Below are 17010 nucleotides of genomic sequence, written 5' to 3' on the forward strand. Positions count from 1 at the left end.
CGTAATAATACGATATAACGATAATGACTTTACTATAAATACAATTAAAATGGAACAATTTAAATTTCACGTCGGGCTCAATGTCAAGGATATCGAGCAGACCACCAACTTTTATCAACGACTGTTCGGACAGGAGCCTGTTAAAGTTGAGAAGGGATATAGCAAGTTTGAACTTGAAAATCCGGGCTTAGTCATTTCATTTATAGAATCGAAATCACCCAGTCCGAAATTTGGACACATGGGTATTCGTGTCAACTCTCAGGAAGAACTCGCTGAAAAAAAGAAAGAGCTTGAAGCATTAATGAAAATCGAACTGGAAGAAACCAACACTTCATGCTGCTTTGCTGTTCAAGATAAGTTTTGGGTGAAAGACCCGGATGGATACGAATGGGAAGTATATCATTTTCTAAAAGACGATGACAAAATGGGAGGTCGTGATGACATCTCGGAAGAGAAAAAAGATCTTGTTGGATGTTGTTAATTTCGAGGGCCGTAAGGCCCTTTACTTATGTACCAGAAAATCAAAGACTATATAGCATCGCTGGATTCACATATAGATGATTCGCGCAAACCAATTTTGGATCAACTGACCTCCTACATTCGAGACAATGAAAGTGCGAAGCTAAATTTCATTTGCACGCACAATTCGAGAAGGAGTCATTTGAGTCAGGTTTGGGCACAAGTATTGGCAAGTCATGTCGGAATTGAGATATCTACTTTTTCTGGTGGTACTGAAGCCACCGCCTTTCATCCCAATGCTGTCGCAGCACTAAGAAGAGCTGGATTTGAAATCCAGGCTGGCGAAGGGAAAAACCCAAAGTATAAGGTGTCATTTTCGGAGGATCAAAAACCGATGATTTGCTTCTCCAAAACGTTTGGTGATTCAGTCAATCCGAAAGAAAACTTTGCAGCGATTATGACCTGTTCCGAAGCTGATTCTGGTTGTCCGATTGTGCCTGGCGCGGAGGCTCGAATCCAGCTTTTCTATGAGGATCCGAAAGTGTCTGATGGAACGCCAGAAGAGTCAAAAACATACGATGGCAGATGTGCACAAATTGCAACAGAAATGCATTACGTTTTTTCGTCCATTTAAATGTTAACAAATAGAATTATTCTGAGTTGAAGTTGTTTATTAATTAAATAACACGATCATGCCAATTCCCGCTCATCTCTTGCTAGCCATTCCTGATGTAGATCTACCTAGAATTGTGGTTGTAGGTGGAGGCTTTGCAGGACTAAATTTGGCTAAATCCTTAAGAAAAAGTAAAGCACAGATTGTCCTTTTAGACAAGAATAACTTCCACACATTTCAACCTCTTTTGTATCAGGTTGCCACTGCTGGATTAGAACCTGATTCCATAGCAGGGCCACTTAGGAAAACTTTTGAAGGGAATCCTAACTACTTTTTTCGTATGGTCAAAGTGACCGGAGTTGATGCAAAGAAAAATGAAGTAGTGACTAGCATAGGCAACTTGTCCTACGATTATCTGGTGTTAGCCAATGGTTCTGTTACCAACTATTTCAACAAGAAAGATTTTAGGCCGAAAGTACTGCCACTCAAGCGAATCGTTCATGCATTGGATGTAAGAAGTCATATTCTGCAAAATTTTGAGCAAGCGGTAATGACTCAGGATAGAAACGAGTTTGAGAAGATGATGAACATCGTGGTAGTGGGTGGAGGCCCTACGGGTGTAGAAGTAAGTGGCGCATTAGCTGAACTCAGAAAACATATCCTGCCTAAGGATTATCCGGATTTGGACTTCTCTGAAATGAAAATTCACCTGATTGAAGGTTCGGATCGTCTACTTAATGGAATGAGTGATTTTGCCGGCAAAGAGTCGCTCAATTACATTAAAAAGATGGGCATAGAAGTACAACTCAATACCTTTGTGGAAGATTATGATGGAGATACAGTAACCTTAAATAATGGCACAATTGATACAGCGACAGTGGTTTGGTCGGCGGGGGTAAGAGGAAATGTGGTTGATGGATTGGACGCTACTTCGGTAGAGAAAAGCAGAATATTAGTTGATGAATTTAATAGGGTGAAAGACTCTGATAACATTTTCGCCATTGGTGATGTGGCCATGATGCAATCTGAAGAATTTCCTCAAGGACACCCCATGGTGGCAGCAGTCGCTATGCAGCAAGGTTGGCATTTGGCAAAAAACGTCAAAAATATCATTGCCGGGAAAGAAATGGAGCCTTTCAAATATTTTAATAAAGGATCAATGGCTACCATCGGGAAGAATAAAGCAGTCGTAGATATGCCCAATGGTATGCACTTCAAAGGGTTTTTTGCCTGGATGATTTGGATGTTTGTTCACATTATGTACCTAATTGGGTTCAGAAATAAACTCATCACCCTAAACAACTGGATTTGGAGCTACTTTACCTACGATAAGGGAACAAGACTCATTATTAGAACATTTAACAGGAAATTTATAAGGAGGCCGGCCGACGTTAACAAGATTTAACACCGAAAATCCTTAGTTTTTTCCTTACTTCAAATCGTTCTTTAATATTTGAATGCAAATCATATTTTTGCAAGCGAAACTCAAATGAAAAAGCATGGAAGAGCAAGTACTAGATAAGGACCTTCGAAAAGAACACCAGGAGAAGATACAAAAGGTGATTTCTGAAGTGGGCAAAGTGGTAATTGGTCAGGAGTATATGGTCAACCGATTATTGGTCGGACTCTTCACCCAGGGTCATATCTTATTGGAAGGTGTGCCAGGCCTGGCGAAAACCTTGACAGTAAATGCACTTGCTGATGTTCTGAAATTAGATTTCCAACGAATTCAATTCACGCCGGATCTACTACCTGCTGATTTAGTAGGCACCATGATATACAATCAGCAAAAAGCTGAGTTTGAAGTAAAGAAAGGACCAATTTTCGCCAATCTGATTTTGGCTGACGAGGTAAACAGATCTCCGGCTAAGGTGCAATCGGCACTCTTGGAAGCCATGCAAGAAAAGACAGTGTCAATTGGAGAAACAACCTATAAGCTTGATCGTCCATTCCTAGTTTTAGCTACCCAAAACCCAATCGATCAAGAAGGCACCTATCCGCTTCCAGAAGCCCAGGTGGATAGATTTATGCTTAAGGTGAAGGTGGATTATTTGAGCAAAGAAGATGAGATGGAGGTGATGAGAAGAATTTCCAACATGAGTTTCAATCCTCAGCTTGAAACCGTATTAACTAAAGAGGACATCTTCTCAATCCGTAATGAAATTAATCAGGTCACCATTTCAGAATCAATTGAGAAATACATCATTGAGCTCGTATTCGCGACAAGAAATCCTCTAGATTATAAACTCATCGACGAGGCGCAATACATCCAGTTTGGAGCATCACCAAGAGCTTCGATCAATCTGAACCTTGCAGCCAAGGCCATGGCATTCTTCAATCAACGCGATTACGTACTACCTGAGGATATTAAGGAAATTGCTGACGATGTACTCAATCACAGAATTTTGCTAAACTACGAAGCTGAAGCAGATGAAGTGACTACCCACGATATCATAAAATCGATCCTCTCTAGGGTCAACATCAGCAAATAGTCAGCATATTAAGTAGAAAAGCCCATCAGAATCATTCTGATGGGCTTTTCTATTTATAACGATCCATCTGATAACACTCGCTTAATATTCCTAATCGCTATTTAACAGATCAGCGCATTCTTTAACCCATTCATAACAGCCAAACCGACCGCAGGTAACATCTGAATTTCAAATTTGCGATAGAAATTGATCTATCAAGAACATTTAAATCGCAAAATGAAATGAAAAAATTATTTGCTAAAGCAACACTAATCACTGGAACATTAATGATGGTTTCATGTGATAGCGATGATCCTGTTGAACTTTCTACTACAGAGCAGCAAGAAGCAGCTTTGGTAGCAGTTGCAACGGCAGTTGGTGAAAATGTATCTACTGATGCCACAGCAGCTGGCATAGATGTAAACGACTCAAATTTTGACTGGACGCTTACTAAAGGGTCTTCAAGAACTCAGCAAGTATTAGATACTATTAAGTATACAGCCAATATCTCAGAAGATGTCACATGGTCTGCTGGCGTTGTTCATCAACTCGATGGGAGAATCACCGTCCTTGATGGAGCAACTCTAACGATTGAAGCAGGAACTATAGTTACAGGAAACAAAGATTTAGAAGGTGTAAATGCGTCCGTACTAATGGTGGCAAGAGGTGGAAAACTTATGGCCGTGGGAACAGCTGCAGATCCGATCATCATGACAACTACTGCTGACGATGGCAGTCTTACAGCAGATAATAAAGGACTTTGGGGTGGACTGGTACTTTTGGGCAATGCACCAATCTCAGAAGAAACGGTACCTGCGCAAATTGAAGGTGTACCTGCAGATGATACAAACGGTCTTTACGGGGGCTCAAACGCAAGCGACAATTCGGGCACAATTCAGTATGTGTCTATCAGACACGGTGGAGCAGTTATCAACGCAGCGGCAGGAGACGAAATCAACGGATTCACACTTGGAGGTGTTGGTTCAGGAACAACGATAGATCACATCGAAATCTATGCAAATAGTGATGATGGAATCGAATTTTTCGGTGGCAATGTAGATGTGAATTACTTAGTAGTAACGCAAGTTGGAGATGATGCAATTGATATCGATCAGTCATACTCAGGCGAAGTTTCGAACTACCTGGTTACTGTGGATGAAAACTCAGATGAAGGTCTTGAAGTAGACGGAAGAGAAGGAGATCTGCTGGGCGGTACCGCCGATGATTTCAGACTTACGAATGGAACCATCCAGGCAGCTAGCGGAGCTTCAATCACTTGCGATTTCAAATCTAAGGCCAGAGGTATTGTAAGCAACCTAAATGCAAATGGAGGCCAAATTAAACTCGCTGCTTCTTTCGATACTGGGACTTTGGAATCAGAGGAAGATGCAGCACAAAATGTCATTGACGGAAACCTCGTATTCACAACTGTGAACGCAACATTCGCAATATATACCGACGATTTTGACCAATAGATTAGGCGGACATACATTTTTGATCAGTATGCATCTTGATTTAAACCAAGATGCATTTTCCTGTTTCAAATTATTTGACATATAGAGGAATCACATTAATCTTTTTGAAATGAAAAACAAAACGCTCTTTACTTTTCTCCTGCTTTGTATAGGACTTTCAACATTCGCCCAGCAAGGATATTTGCGAGGGAAGATAGTAGATGAAACGACTGGCGAGGCACTATTTGGTGCTACAGTAGTTAAGCAAGGAACCACAGTTGGAGCTGTAGCTGATTTTGATGGAAACTATAATTTATCATTACCTGGCGGCACACATACCATCGTTTTCCAATCTGTAGGATTCCAGAACATCGTAATCGAAGATGTTGCAATTGAAGACGGAGAATCAACCGTTTTGGAAATTGTAATGAAAGAGGATGTCCAGCAACTCGGGGAAGTTGTGGTAACAGCACAGGTTGTCAGGGACAATGAAGTAGGAGTCATGCTGGTTCAGAAAAAATCAATCAACACATTGAATGGAATTTCTTCTGCCACTTTCAGAAAAATTGGAGATAGTGATCTTTCTGGGGCAATGAAAAGGGTAACTGGTGTTTCCGTTCAGGGAGACAAATATGTTTATGTCAGAGGTTTGGGCGATCGTTACACAAAAACATCAATCAATGGGATGATAATTCCAGGTTTGGATCCGGATAGGAATGATGTTCAGATCGACATCTTCCCAACGGGAATTTTGGAAAACGTACTTGTTTACAAGACTTTCACACCTGATTTAACCGGCTCTTTTACCGGAGGTCTTATTGACATCCAAACGAAAAGTTTTCCAGAAGAAAAAAGCTCATCAATCTCTTTCAGTCTCGGCTTTAATCCAGACATGCACTTCAACTCAGACTACCTGAGCTATAAAGGATCTTCAACAGACTTCATTGGTTTTGATAATGGACAGAGGGAATTGCCAGTGACTTCAAGTTTAGAAATTCCACAGGATAATCAAACTACCAATCTCTTTGACCCAACACTTGCTGGAACAAGAAATACCAGTCCTATGAACACCAGCTTTTCGTTTAGTCACAGGAATCAGATCGTTGGTAAAAAATTCACTTGGGGATACAACGCACTCTTCACCTACCGAAACAGAATCAACTATTTCGAAGGATTCGAGAGAAGAAGGTATGAAAGAGATGGCACTGGAGAGGAGGTTGAGCTTGTAAGAGATTACACTGCCAAAGGCGACCTTTCTACTAACGAATCACTTTGGAGTGGTTTGGTGTCCCTAGCAGCCAAAACGCAGAAGTCTACGATTGGAACAAACTTTCTTCACATTCAAAATGGAGTAAGTTCAGCCCTTGACAGAACCAGAAGTAATACGTCGCTAAACAATCCGACATTCCTATACAATGATATCCTGACGTATGTTCAGCGTCAGATGACCAACAGCATCCTTTTCGGTAAACATCAATTGAACAACCGATTAAAGCTTTCATGGACTAACTCATTGATTTTCTCGAAGCAGTATGAACCGGATTATCGAGAAACAGCCATTAATGAAGATGAAGGTCAGTTAGGTTTCCGAAATGGAGGATTGATCAATCGTTTCTGGAGAAATTTATCTGAAGTAAACGAAAGCTTTAGAGTTGACATTGAGTTCGTGCTTAACAAGAAAAACAAACTCAAGTTTGGTGGGACCTACACATATAGAGATAGAGATTTTGATGTTTATAACTATTCGTATGGCAATCTGTTGACAAGCAATGTCGATAGCACAGATCCTAACGACCTGCTCCCCGAAAATGCAATTAGCCCTGAGCGTCCGACTGGCTTGTTCATCCAAAATGCCACAGATCCAAGTAATGCCTACGATGGAAAGCAAAACCTTACCGCCGGATACCTGATGAATGAAATGTCGATTTCAGATAAATTAAAATCAATATACGGTGTGAGGCTGGAGACAGTCAATATGTTTTACACTGGAGTAGTAGAGCAAGATGACGGATCGCAAATTTTTGTTGAAAATCAGAAAACATTAAGCGAAGCAAATCTTTTGCCTTCATTGAGTCTGATCTACAACGTGAATGACGATATGAACTTACGAGCTTCATTCAATAAAACATTGGCGCGTCCGTCATTCAAAGAAAAGTCAGAAGCATTTATTGCCGATCCAATCACGGGAATATTCTTCATTGGAAACATTGATACCAAGCAGGCAGAAATTCTAAACTATGACCTACGATGGGAATATTTCTTCACTCCAGGCGAGATGGCTTCACTTTCATTCTTCTATAAAGATTTCACCAACCATATCGCAATTGTAGCTTTCGAGGTAGCCCCCAATCAGGTAACACCTAGGAATGTAGGTTCTGCATTAGCGTATGGTACAGAGATCGAATTCATAAAAAGGCTTGGTTTTATCAATGACAGATTAGATAATCTAACGATCGGAGGAAATTATTCATACACTATTTCCAAGGTGGACAGAACCACAGTTACCGTTAGCGAAACAGGTGAAAACGAATTTCAAAGTGAAGTAAACTTCAGGGGAACAGAGCAAGGAGTGGATCGATACAGAAACCTGAGTCTACAGGCTCCTTTCTCAATCAATACATTCTTGAACTATGAAATACCTAACCTGGACCTGTCCGCAAACCTCTCATACAATGTTCAAGGCGAAACATTGACTTACATAAGTGCCGCTAGAGTACCAGAAGTTTTCACAAAGCCATTTCATTCGCTAAACTTCAAGGTGTCAAAAAATATCAATGAAAAATCGATGGTAAGCCTTGGAGTATCCAATGTGCTTAATGATGCCAATAAACTGGTGTATAAATCAGATAATCAGGAACAATTGTTCTCTAGACAAAGCCCAGGCAGACTCTTCACATTGAAATACACGTACAGTTTTTAATCAAAGTAGGTTTTTTAGAGTAAAAGTAGCCTCGAGAGAGGCTTACTTTTTGACCTAACTTTTCTCAATCTTCTTTATCTGTTCCTTCAGTTCTTGATTTATACTCTCTAAATCAGCGATCTTTTCAAGAAGCTCCTGCTGTTTACTTTCAATGACAGAATCTCGATATTCTACACTTAACTTTTCAGACTTTGATTGATTATTTTCAATCTGTGCTAAAAGATCATTGATGTAAAATTTCTTTTTGAAATCTAAAATCATGGTTAAAGCCTGATCCTTATATGTTTTGTTTTCCAGACCGAGAAAAAACATTGTACCTCCATTACCGTCATTACTTTGCGTATAGATGACCAGATCCACATTGCCATCTGTTCTTTCCGAAGGGATCGTCACTTTGTAGTAGGTCTTCATATTGAGAGGACTACCAAATTCCCTGGCAAACTTCCACCAACCTTTTCTTACATCTTCACGTGCGAAATCAAAACTTGTTGTGTAACCAGTTAATGTTTTACCTTCCAGTGTCAACTGGGAAGAAGCAGCCTTGGAAGAATACTTTTTTTGTGCAAAAGTCAATGAGAATACGAACAAAAGAACGTATCCAAGAGTATGTTTATAAACGAAATTTCTCATGTCTTCAGCAAATCTAAACGACCCAATCAAAACGGTACTTATCACAGGTGGAACAGGCCTTGTAGGAAACCAGCTAAGTGATCTACTAACCTCCAAGGGATACAAAGTCACCCATCTGTCAAGGAACCCAACGCAAAAACACTACCAGACATTCTATTGGGACATCAAAAAAAATGAAATTGATGAAGAAGCTGTCACCTCCGCAGATGCGATTATACACCTTGCCGGAGCTGGCGTTTCGGACAAAAGATGGACTGAAGAATGGAAAAAAGAGATATACAAGAGCCGAATTGACTCAACAAGATTATTAAAGAGCAAAGTAGCAGAACTTAATCCCAACTTGAAGCACTTCATATCGGCTTCAGCTATTGGCTACTATGGTTGGGACACGGGAGACCAGCTCATGGATGAGACAAGTCCAAAAGGGCCGGGATTCTTGGCCGATGTTGTTGCCGATTGGGAAAAAGAAGTAGATGTGTTTAGTGAATTGAACATCAAGGTATCCAAAGTGCGAATCGGAATCGTTTTAAGCGAAAAGGGTGGAGCTTTGATTGAGCTAATGAAACCAATAAGGTATGGGGTTGGCGCACCACTTGCATCAGGCGATCAATACATGAGCTGGATTCACATGCAGGATTTATGTGGAATATTTGCGCACACCCTGGAAAAGTCGAGCGAAGGTGTCTTTAATGGTGTATCACCAAATCCGTATACGAATAAAGAATTCACAAAGCGTGTTGCATCTATTTTGAAAAAGCCACTTTGGCTGCCGAATGTTCCTAAATTTGCGCTCCGATTGATTGTAGGGGAAATGGCAGATATATTGATAGGAGGCAATCGTGTGTCGAGCAAAAAAGTAGAAAGCACAGGATTTAATTTTCAATTTTCAACGTTAGACGATGCTCTGCAAGATTTACTACACTAGACTATGGAAGAAAAGAAAAAAATAAGCAAGGAAGAGGAAGCTCGTATTTTGGAAGCCTTCAAAGAAAAAGATTGGAATGAAATCAAAAGTGCAGACTCATGGGTGATTTTTAAAGTCATGGGAGAGTTTGTTCAGGGGTTTGAGAAAATGGGTAAGATTGGCCCATGTGTCTCTATCTTTGGTTCTGCTCGAACTAAGCCTGACAATAGGTACTATAAGGTGGCCGAAGAAATTGCGGCTAAAGTAGTACGACATGGATATGGTGTGATCACAGGTGGTGGGCCAGGTATTATGGAAGCAGGTAATAAAGGAGCTAATGCTCAAGGTGGAAAATCTGTAGGTCTTAATATTGACCTTCCATTTGAACAAAGTAATAACATCTATATTGACATAGACAAAAGCATCGATTTCGATTATTTCTTTGTGAGGAAAGTAATGTTCGTAAAGTACTCGCAAGGATTCATTGTACTTCCAGGAGGTTTCGGAACCATGGACGAACTTTTCGAGGCATTAACACTTATTCAAACCAAAAAAATTGGACGTTTCCCAATCGTACTTGTTGGCAGAGAATATTGGACCGGTATGGTAGATTGGCTTAAAAAGACGATGCTCGAAATGGAAGGCAATATAAGTCCGGCAGATCTCGAACTTTTTAATGTAGTGGACACTGCAACTGAGGCAGTAGAAGTGATTGATGACTTCTACAGTAAATACAACTTAAGCCCGAACTTCTAATTACATATAGCACATTGAAGAAGCGAGAGGAAGTCATTGAAATAATAGGTGCGCGGGAGCATAACCTTAAAAATATAGATGTGACCCTACCACGGAATAAGCTGATCGTAATTACGGGTATCAGCGGCAGTGGCAAATCATCTCTTGCATTCGATACCATCTATGCCGAAGGTCAAAGGCGATACATGGAAAGCTTCAGTGCTTACGCCAGAGCGTTCATTGGTGACATGGAGCGGCCTGATGTCGATAAAATAGATGGACTTAGTCCTGTGATCTCTATTGAGCAAAAAACCACGTCGAGAAACCCAAGGTCTACAGTAGGAACTGTCACTGAAATTTATGATTTCTTCCGGCTGCTCTATGCGAGAGCAGGTGAGGCTTATTCCTACCTGTCTGGTAAAAAGATGACTCGTCAGTCAGAGGATCAAATCATAGATATGATTCTAAAGAATCTTGATGGACAAAAACTCATTCTCTTAGCTCCTGTCGTCAAAGGAAGGAAAGGTCATTATCGTGAACTTTTTGTCCAAATTCGGAAGTTAGGATTCACCAAAGTCAGAGTCGATGGTGCAGTTCAGGATTTAGTTCCCAAAATGCAGGTTGATCGGTACAAGACCCATGATATCGAAATTGTAACCGATCGAATCAAAGTGTCTGATAAGGATAAAAAGCGAATTAGAGAATCAGTAAATATCTCCTTACGTCATGGAGATGGCGTGATGATGATTCAGAAGGAAGATGATGAAATCTCACACTTTTCCAAAAATTTGATGGATCCGGAAACTGGTCTGGCCTATGATGACCCAGCACCAAACACATTCTCATTCAACTCTCCATATGGAGCTTGCCCTGAGTGCAATGGCTTGGGCATTATAGAAGAAATTTCAAGAGAATCGGTAATACCTGATGATTCATTGAGTATAAGCAGAGGAGGCATTGCACCTCTTGGAGAATATAGAGATATCTGGATATTCAAAAAGATTGAAGCTATTCTTAAGCGAAACAAAGTCAATCTTTCTACACCAATCAGTAAGATTTCTAAAGAAATAATAGACGTATTGCTATATGGCGATAGTGTGCCTGTTGCTGTTAGTTCGGTCAAATATCCAGGTACTGATTGGCATACCAAGTTTGAAGGAATCATCAACTTCCTTGAAAAGCAAAAAGATGGCGGTACCGAAAAAATTCAAGCTTGGGTTAAAGAATTCACTGATACCAGGACCTGTCCCGCATGTGATGGGTTCCGATTGAAGAAAGAAGCACTTCACTATAAAATAGCAGATAAGCATATTGGTGAGCTTGCACAAATGGATATCAATTCACTTGGAGAATGGATTGAAAATGTAGAAGAGAAACTGAATGAACGACAGCTTCTAATTGCAACCGAAGTGTTAAAAGAGCTGAGAAAACGCGTTGGCTTCCTCCTGGATGTAGGCTTAGATTATCTCAACCTGAATAGACCGCTCAAAACTCTTTCCGGAGGTGAAGCACAACGTATTCGATTGGCAACACAAATAGGAACTCAGTTGGTCAATGTGCTATACATATTGGATGAGCCAAGCATTGGCCTTCATCAGCGAGACAATGTAAAGTTAATTCAAGCATTAAAAGACCTCAGAGACCTTGGTAATACTGTCATTGTTGTGGAACACGACAAAGACATGATGATGGAGTCGGATGAAGTTGTAGATATTGGGCCAGGAGCAGGGCGGCACGGAGGTCAGATCGTTGCAAAAGGGACTCCCCAGGAATTTTTGAAATTAGGTAGCTCTACTGCTGATTACCTAAATGGGAAGAGAAGAATTGAGATTCCGCCAAAACGCAGGTTGACAAATGGAAAATGGCTGGAACTCTACGGAGCGACAGGTCATAACCTAAAAAATGTAGATCTGAAATTGCCACTTGGAAATCTTATTTTAGTTACTGGAGTTTCTGGAAGTGGAAAATCTACACTTATCCATGAGACGCTCTATCCGATCATTAGAAAGCATTTATACAAAAGCCGCCAGGAGCCCCTCCCTTTCAAAAAAGTAAAAGGAGTTGATCATTTTGATAAAGTGATTGAAGTAGATCAGTCGCCTATTGGAAGGACTCCTAGGTCAAACCCAGCTACTTATACGGGTGTTTTTTCTGAAATAAGAAGTCTTTTCGCTCAGCTTCCAGAAGCGAAGATCAGAGGCTACAAGCCTGGGCGTTTTTCATTCAATGTGAAGGGGGGGAGATGTGAGACGTGCGGCGGAGGAGGTATGCGGCTCATCGAAATGGATTTCTTGCCCGACGTTCATGTGCCTTGCGAAACATGCAAAGGGAAAAGATACAATCGAGAAACTCTGGAAGTTAGATTCAAGGGAAAATCAATATCGGACGTGCTAGATATGACCGTATCCCAGTCTGTTGGCTTCTTCGAGAAGCAACCCCGTATCGTGCGAAAACTGAGAACACTGGATGAAGTTGGGCTTGGATACATCTCCCTAGGCCAGCATGCTACAACGCTCTCAGGTGGAGAAGCACAGCGTGTGAAGTTGGCTACGGAGCTATCGAAAAAAGATACAGGCAAGACTTTCTACATCTTAGATGAGCCGACAACTGGATTACATTTTCAGGATATAGAACATCTGCTTGATGTACTACAAAAGCTTGTAGATAAGGGCAATACTGTTCTCATCATAGAGCATAATATGGATGTTATCAAAGTTGCAGATCACATCATCGATCTGGGTCCGGAAGGAGGTTATGCCGGTGGGCAAATTATTGCCCAGGGCACTCCTGAAGAGATCGCCATGGTGAAAAAAAGCTATACTGCCAAGTTTCTAAAAGAAGAACTTAATTAACAATTGCCTGTATATATTCGGAATCCCCGAAGTAGTAATAATCACCCTGATAATCAAACGCAAAGTCGCTCTCTTCCAAGATCATATTATCGATTACAGAAACATCATTTTTAGCTACATCTGTTAATGGGATTTCTATTACAAGCGAGCCTTCATAATTATATACTTTGACCATTTTTTCGAAGACAAGGTCGGTGTCCAATTGCATGCGCAATCCTTGATTGGCTTGCTCCGATACTTCTGCAGACCCAGCTATTGTGGACACTGCAAGTGCTATTAGCAACAGTAGTGATTTCATTTTAGTCCTTTTAAAATTTGAGTTTAGTCCTGTTCTACCATACGACGAATAACTGTGCAGGTTTGTTAATTATCATTAATTATGATAAAAGGAATAGTTAAAAATTTGTTAAAACCATTCATCCACATTTGATCTCTTCCATGAAAATGTGCCAACAAAATCAACCGACCTTGTGTAGTTTTAGCTGCAGATGACCAAAGCAAGGATTTATTGGCTATGTCAAATATTGGGATGGGGATTCTATGGCTTCATCCAAATATTCTTTTATACAATAGCGGAACGATTCGACTTTATTCAAGCCATTGGCATACTATATCAGGTTATTTATTTTGTTGCCACAACTCACTTTTTACGCGGGATAATCATAAAGCTCGACTGGCTTGATCTTCGTTTACCTCATTTAATTCCTAGGTTACTTATGGTCACGCTTGGACTTAGTGGATTGAACTATGTCTACCTCATAATACTTGACTTTTTCACCAATACGGTCTCAGGTAGTGACCTGATGCTGGTCACTGCTCTGATTAATACAGTAATTTATTGGGTTATCTATTTTATCTGGTGTCTGTTCTATTTCGCTTTTCACTACGTACAGCGATATAACAAATCACTCAAAGCAGAGACCGCTGCCAGAGAAGTTGAACTAAAGAACCTGAAAGCCCAACTAAACCCACATTTTATTTTTAACGCACTCAACAGTATCCGAGCATTGGTGGATGAAAACCCAAGAAAATCTAAGGAATCGATTACTCAACTATCACACATTTTACGAAACTCCCTCATCAGTGATCGTAAAAAGCTCATACCTTTTATGGAGGAGCTAAAAACCGTAATGGATTATCTTGCCTTGGAATCAATTAGATATGAAGAACGATTGACCACAAGCTTTGATATTGATCGCAATTCTGGAAAATTTAGTATTCCACCATTGATGCTACAGACACTTGTGGAGAATGGAATTAAGCACGGAATATCTAACTTGAAGTATGGAGGTGAAATAAGTATCACTACAATAGTCAGAAGAAAACAACTTCATCTGCATATTCGTAATACGGGACAGATATCTAAGGATGTCAAAGTAAGTGAGGGTTTTGGTCTGGCAAATACGAAAAAACGACTGGTGTTGATTTTTGGAGAATCTGCCAAATTTGAAATTAAGAATGAAAATAAAATCACAGTTTTAACTACCATAATTCTACCTCTTAGAGATGGTTCAACAATAGAGCTGGATGAATAAACCAATAATTAATGAAAGCGATCATAGTAGATGACGAACGATTAGCTCGTAAGGAACTGATGTCACTGTTGGCAAGTCATCCTGAGATAGAAATTGTAGATGAAGCCGCCAATCCTGATGAAGCAGTGGAGAAGATCGAAAAGCACGACCCGGATGTAGTGTTTTTAGATATTCAAATGCCAGGTAAAACTGGCTTTGAAATGCTGGAAGAGATGGAACGTGTGCCGCAAGTGATCTTTACGACAGCATACGATGAATTTGCACTTAAAGCTTTCGAATACAATGCACTCGATTATTTACTAAAACCAATTCAACCTGAGCGACTCACTGAAAGCCTCAATAAGGTTTCTATAAAGGCTTCGAAAAAGCAAGCTAAAGATCAGAAACTCAGCAGTAAAGATCAGGTCTTTGTAAAAGATGGAGATAAATGTTGGTTTGTAAAACTTGAAGACGTTCGTTTGTTTGAGTCAGACGGGAACTACATCAAAGTCTATTTTGACAAGTTCAAGCCAATGATTCACAAATCGTTGAATGCGCTGGATGAGCGACTGGATGATCGCCATTTTTTCCGAGCCAGCAGAAAACACATTATCAATTTAGGTTGGGTAGAATCGATCGATACCTGGTTCAATGGTGGCCTATTGGTGCAGCTCAAAGGAGGTGAAAAAATTGAAGTGAGTCGAAGGCAGTCGGCGAGATTTAGGGAGATGATGAGTTTGTAGCGTACTGAATAAGCTGAAAAATAAGGATGTAGGTAAGCACTGGAATCTATAAAGCTCGGTTTCTTAATTTTCTCCTTCGTGATAATATATTTATTGAACCTTTTTGTTTCCTTACCAAGGACTTAATCCTTCACCGCTTCCAAAAATTCCTTCTCAACGTGCCAGTCTTTAGATAACGTAAGGATGGCTGTGGTCTCCATCTCAGTTACATAACCTTTTTTGTGAGTCTCTTCCCACACTTCCATCAGGTATTTGATTCGATCGGAAGAACTCATCTTGGTAAAAATCTTAGATAAAAACTCGCGTGAGCGCTCGAACGCCGAGAGATAATCTTGCGAAATAAAGTTGTTGGCCCATTCCATCTCCTCTTTGCCTTGAATCTTGGATGCAGCATGCTCCAGCATTTCTCGCTCTTCATCATCCAATCCATGATAGTGGAAGATGAGAGACTTAAGTAAAAGGAGAGCTTTTTTTGTTGTGGCGTCCATAGCGTCTGCAAAAGTAGGGCTTAACCCTCAGTATCCCTAGAGGGGAGTGGGTGATGAATTTAATTTTCTAGAAGAACCTATTCAGAAAAATAGTCTCAATGCAATTTCATCTGCGACTAGAAATCCTTTGGGTTTTAAACTCAGAAACCCATTCTTTATTTCGGCCAATTGCCGCTCGCTGATCTCAAGAATAAAATCTGCATGCAATTCCTCAAGATTTACACCCATGGCATTTTGTGGCACTGATAAATTCAACCCTTTGGCCGTTCGCAACTGCGTCAGGATTTGTTCGTTTATTCGCTGAATTCTAGAAAGCAGCTCTGTCTTATGATATGAATTGCTATCATGAATAGCTTTCAGATATTTAGAATTATTCCGAACATTGAACCTTCTTGATTGACCGTCGAATGAATGTGCACCTGGACCTACACCTAAATAGGGGACACCCGACCAGTACGCGTTGTTATGTCTGGAATGAAATCCCTCCTTACCAAAATTTGATACTTCATATTGAACGTATCCTCTGCTTTTTAAGAAGTCAATGGCAAATAAATATTGACCGGCAGCTTCATCTTCAGGTACCTGTACCAGCTTCTTTTGTTGTTCCCACTTATGGAAAACAGTTTTATCTTCAATTGTCAAGCCGTAGAGAGAAATATGCTCTGGATCTAAGTCCGTGATAGCTTTCAAGTCAGCTTCCCATCTTTCATTACTATGATCAGGAATGGCATAGATAAGATCCAGGGAAATATTCTGAAACCCGGCAGTTCTGGCATTTTCAAACGCATTGATTGACTCATTTGAATTGTGAACACGATTCATCCACATTAGCTTTGATTCATTAAATGTCTGGATACCAATACTTAACCGATTGATTCCCAACTCAAATAGCTCGACAGTCTTCGAATGAATAAGATCTTCAGGATTAGCCTCCAGCGTGATTTCTGCATCGCTATCAATAGTGTGGTTTTCTCTAACAGCATCCAATAAGAGCATTAGTTGTGCACTTGAAAGAATAGATGGCGTGCCACCTCCGAAGTAAATCGTTTGAATGCTTTCGCCTAGATATTCCTTTCGGTCAATGATTTCCTGAGCAATCGCTTCCACCATTTCATTTTGTGTTTTCAGATTTGTGCTGAAATGAAAATCACAATAGTGGCACGCTTGCCGACAAAAAGGAATATGGATATAAATACCTGCCATTATTTGAAGCTAAATTGCAAAGAC

General features: G+C 40.3%; 15 protein-coding genes. 11 read left to right on the top strand and 4 right to left on the bottom strand.

The genetic code is table 11. The features are described 5' to 3' along the window. Positions 1-49: 49 nt before the first annotated feature. The 6 genes from ABJG98_RS12730 (at position 50) to ABJG98_RS12755 (ending at position 7917) form a co-directional block, all read left to right on the top strand. Positions 50-481, top strand: a complete 432-nt coding sequence (locus tag ABJG98_RS12730) for an ArsI/CadI family heavy metal resistance metalloenzyme (protein WP_348279901.1) — start codon at positions 50-52, stop codon at positions 479-481. A gap of 27 nt (positions 482-508) precedes the next feature. Further along, complete coding sequence (locus ABJG98_RS12735; protein WP_348279902.1) at positions 509-1093, top strand: protein-tyrosine-phosphatase; 585 nt, start codon at positions 509-511, stop codon at positions 1091-1093. 58 nt (positions 1094-1151) lie between these two features. Continuing rightward, on the top strand, positions 1152-2477 hold the full coding sequence (locus ABJG98_RS12740; RefSeq protein ID WP_348279903.1) for an NAD(P)/FAD-dependent oxidoreductase: 1326 nt from the start codon (positions 1152-1154) through the stop codon (positions 2475-2477). Positions 2478-2571: 94 nt separating this feature from the next. Beyond that, on the top strand, positions 2572-3564 hold the full coding sequence (locus tag ABJG98_RS12745) for a MoxR family ATPase (RefSeq protein WP_348279904.1): 993 nt from the start codon (positions 2572-2574) through the stop codon (positions 3562-3564). Between the two features lie 221 nt (positions 3565-3785). Further along, entirely contained in the window at positions 3786-5018 is a 1233-nt protein-coding gene (locus tag ABJG98_RS12750; RefSeq protein WP_348279905.1) for a hypothetical protein, read from the top strand. Positions 5019-5127: 109 nt separating this feature from the next. Beyond that, complete coding sequence (locus ABJG98_RS12755; RefSeq protein ID WP_348279906.1) at positions 5128-7917, top strand: TonB-dependent receptor; 2790 nt, start codon at positions 5128-5130, stop codon at positions 7915-7917. A 54-nt stretch (positions 7918-7971) separates the two neighbouring features. Here the strand turns inward: ABJG98_RS12755 and ABJG98_RS12760 are convergent, their stop codons facing one another. Beyond that, positions 7972-8547, bottom strand: coding sequence for a hypothetical protein (locus ABJG98_RS12760; protein ID WP_348279907.1), 576 nt, complete (start codon positions 8545-8547; stop codon positions 7972-7974). Here ABJG98_RS12760 and ABJG98_RS12765 point away from each other — a divergent pair. The 3 genes from ABJG98_RS12765 to uvrA are packed head-to-tail and all read left to right on the top strand — an operon-like array spanning position 8546 to position 13038. Then, on the top strand, positions 8546-9472 hold the full coding sequence (locus ABJG98_RS12765; RefSeq protein WP_348279908.1) for a TIGR01777 family oxidoreductase: 927 nt from the start codon (positions 8546-8548) through the stop codon (positions 9470-9472). The genes ABJG98_RS12760 and ABJG98_RS12765 overlap by 2 nt on opposite strands. A 3-nt stretch (positions 9473-9475) precedes the next feature. Continuing rightward, positions 9476-10207: a TIGR00730 family Rossman fold protein gene (locus tag ABJG98_RS12770; protein WP_348279909.1), complete on the top strand. Its 732-nt coding sequence runs from the start codon at positions 9476-9478 to the stop codon at positions 10205-10207. A gap of 14 nt (positions 10208-10221) precedes the next feature. Further along, positions 10222-13038 carry an excinuclease ABC subunit UvrA gene (gene uvrA / locus ABJG98_RS12775; RefSeq protein ID WP_348279910.1) on the top strand — a complete coding sequence of 939 codons (2817 nt, stop codon included), beginning with the start codon at positions 10222-10224 and terminating at the stop codon, positions 13036-13038. Here the strand turns inward: uvrA and ABJG98_RS12780 are convergent. Beyond that, complete coding sequence (locus ABJG98_RS12780) at positions 13031-13336, bottom strand: hypothetical protein (RefSeq protein WP_348279911.1); 306 nt, start codon at positions 13334-13336, stop codon at positions 13031-13033. The genes uvrA and ABJG98_RS12780 overlap by 8 nt on opposite strands. Positions 13337-13526: 190 nt before the next feature. On the opposite strand from ABJG98_RS12780, the gene ABJG98_RS12785 reads away from it, so the two are divergent. Further along, positions 13527-14573: a histidine kinase gene (locus ABJG98_RS12785; RefSeq protein ID WP_348279912.1), complete on the top strand. Its 1047-nt coding sequence runs from the start codon at positions 13527-13529 to the stop codon at positions 14571-14573. A gap of 11 nt (positions 14574-14584) precedes the next feature. Then, positions 14585-15295, top strand: coding sequence for a response regulator (locus ABJG98_RS12790; protein ID WP_348279913.1), 711 nt, complete (start codon positions 14585-14587; stop codon positions 15293-15295). 122 nt (positions 15296-15417) lie between these two features. Here ABJG98_RS12790 and ABJG98_RS12795 read toward each other — a convergent pair whose 3' ends face one another. Continuing rightward, positions 15418-15783, bottom strand: coding sequence for a hypothetical protein (locus ABJG98_RS12795; protein ID WP_348279914.1), 366 nt, complete (start codon positions 15781-15783; stop codon positions 15418-15420). A gap of 81 nt (positions 15784-15864) precedes the next feature. Beyond that, positions 15865-16986, bottom strand: a complete 1122-nt coding sequence (gene hemW / locus ABJG98_RS12800; protein ID WP_348279915.1) for a radical SAM family heme chaperone HemW — start codon at positions 16984-16986, stop codon at positions 15865-15867. Between the last annotated feature and the right edge of the window lie 24 nt (positions 16987-17010).

The sequence above is a fragment of the Ekhidna sp. genome (assembly GCF_039960695.1).
Taxonomy (GTDB): Bacteria; Bacteroidota; Bacteroidia; order Cytophagales; family Cyclobacteriaceae; genus Ekhidna.